The organism is Clostridium hydrogenum, assembly GCF_021432385.1.
GTDB lineage: Bacteria > Bacillota > Clostridia > Clostridiales > Clostridiaceae > Clostridium_S > Clostridium_S hydrogenum.
On sequence record NZ_JAEACT010000004.1, the window covers coordinates 1,175,001 to 1,176,745 of the forward strand.

Annotated in this window: 2 protein-coding genes, 1 tRNA gene and 1 rRNA gene (1 of these 4 only partly in view); all 4 read right to left on the bottom strand. The window is 34.8% G+C overall.

The features are described 5' to 3' along the window. Nucleotides 1-624, bottom strand: the 5' end (the start) of a protein-coding gene (locus CUEA01_RS23505; RefSeq protein WP_234124737.1) for a glycoside hydrolase family protein. It extends 924 nt beyond the left edge of the window; the window shows 624 of its 1,548 coding nt (coding positions 1-624); the start codon lies at nt 622-624; its stop codon lies beyond the left edge, outside the window. Then, nucleotides 625-1,179 carry a hypothetical protein gene (locus tag CUEA01_RS23510; RefSeq protein ID WP_234124738.1) on the bottom strand — a complete coding sequence of 185 codons (555 nt, stop codon included), beginning with the start codon at nt 1,177-1,179 and terminating at the stop codon, nt 625-627. A gap of 401 nt (nt 1,180-1,580) precedes the next feature. Further along, nucleotides 1,581-1,656: transfer RNA gene (locus tag CUEA01_RS23515), tRNA-Phe, on the bottom strand. Nucleotides 1,657-1,666: 10 nt separating this feature from the next. Further along, nucleotides 1,667-1,745: ribosomal RNA gene (gene rrf / locus CUEA01_RS25350) — 5S ribosomal RNA — on the bottom strand; the annotation flags it as partial.

A 1,745-nucleotide genomic window follows, 5' to 3' on the forward strand; every position in this document is an offset into this window, starting at 1 on the left:
TTGGTTTGGATAATTAATTTGAATTGCTTGCATATCTAAGTTTTGATCTGTTGTTCCTGCTGTAGCACCATTGCTAACTGCATTTTGCCACCCTACATTTGCTACATGTGCATCATAAGTAATACTTGTATTAGCCGCTGGATCTACTAATGATTCCATCTGCCTATAAAAATCTGTACCAACCTTGGCTACACATATTTGAATTGCTTGTATAGCTAAACCTTGGCCTGTTGTTCCTGATTGTTGCCCATCTTTTGTCCACGTTGTCCAAGCTAAATTAGCAATATGAGTTCTATAATATACTGAATAATTTGTTGATAAATTTCCTGATGAATCTACTATTGCTATCTTAATTGCTTCCATTTGTAAATTTTGGCCTGTTGTGCCTGCTGTTTGTCCATCGCTTACCGGATCTTGCCATCCTATGTTCTGTACATGTGCTTGGTACTGGAGCTTAAGTCCTACTTGGTTTGGATAATTGATTTGTATTGCTTGCATAGCTAAACCTTGGCCTGTCGTTCCTGCTGTAGCACCATTACTAACCGTATTTTGCCATCCTATGTTTTGTACATGTGCATTATACGTAATACTTGCATTAGCTGTTGGATCTATTAATGATTCCATCTATTTATAGAAATCTGTACCAACCTTGGCTACACATATTTGAATTGCTTGTATAGCTAAACCTTGGCCTGTTGTTCCTGATTGTTGTCCATCTTTTGTCCATGTTGTCCAACCTAAATTAGCAATATGAGTTCTATAATATATTGAATAATTTGTTGATAAATTTCCTGATGAATCTACTATTGATATCTTGATTGCTTCCATTTGTAAATTTTGGCCTGTTGTTCCTGCTGTTTGTCCATCACTTACTGGATCTTGCCATCCTATGTTTTGTACATGTGCTTGATACTGAAGCTTAAGTCCTGCTTGGTTTGGATAATTAATTTGAATTGCTTGCATAGCCAAACCTTGGCCTGTTGTTCCTGCTGTAGCACCATTGCTAACTGGATTTTGCCATCCTACATTTGCTACATGTGCACTATAAGTAATACTTGTGTTATCTGTTGAGTGAACGTAAGTATCAGCTTTTACATTCATAGATGAAACAGGTACTATAAAGTACATCATTGTAAAAAGTGATAGTACACATGATAATATTTTTGTTAAAATTTTCATTTTACTAATCCCCTTTCATATTTGGTACAATATAATACTTCTACATTAATTAGTAAAATCCTCCCTTTTTATCTTTTTATTACATTTAATTACATACATTAAGTTTAAATATCCGCTATAATTTAATATCAAAAGTCTAAGTAATACTTTTTATTTCCTCTTTTTTATCGTTTAAAGCTTTATTATGTAAGCATGTGGTGCAATCAATACTTCCTAAAAAACTGACGCTAAATCAAAAATTTATGAAAAGTCAAATTTTCACCCAAATTAATACATATACTTTCATATGTATCAATAATAGTTCAATAAGGTACCTTTTTAAACTTCTTTACCAAACTCTTTGCTTTTATTAACTCTATTCATGCAAAAAAATAAAAAAACTCAAGTACAAACTTGAGTTTTGGTGGCCAATCCAGGAATCGAACCAGGGACACGAGGATTTTCAGTCCTCTGCTCTACCGACTGAGCTAACTGGCCATATAAAACTACCCGGCAACGACCTACTCTCACACAGGGCTGCCCCTGCACTACCATTGGCGCATTGGCTCTTAACCTTCGTGTTCGGA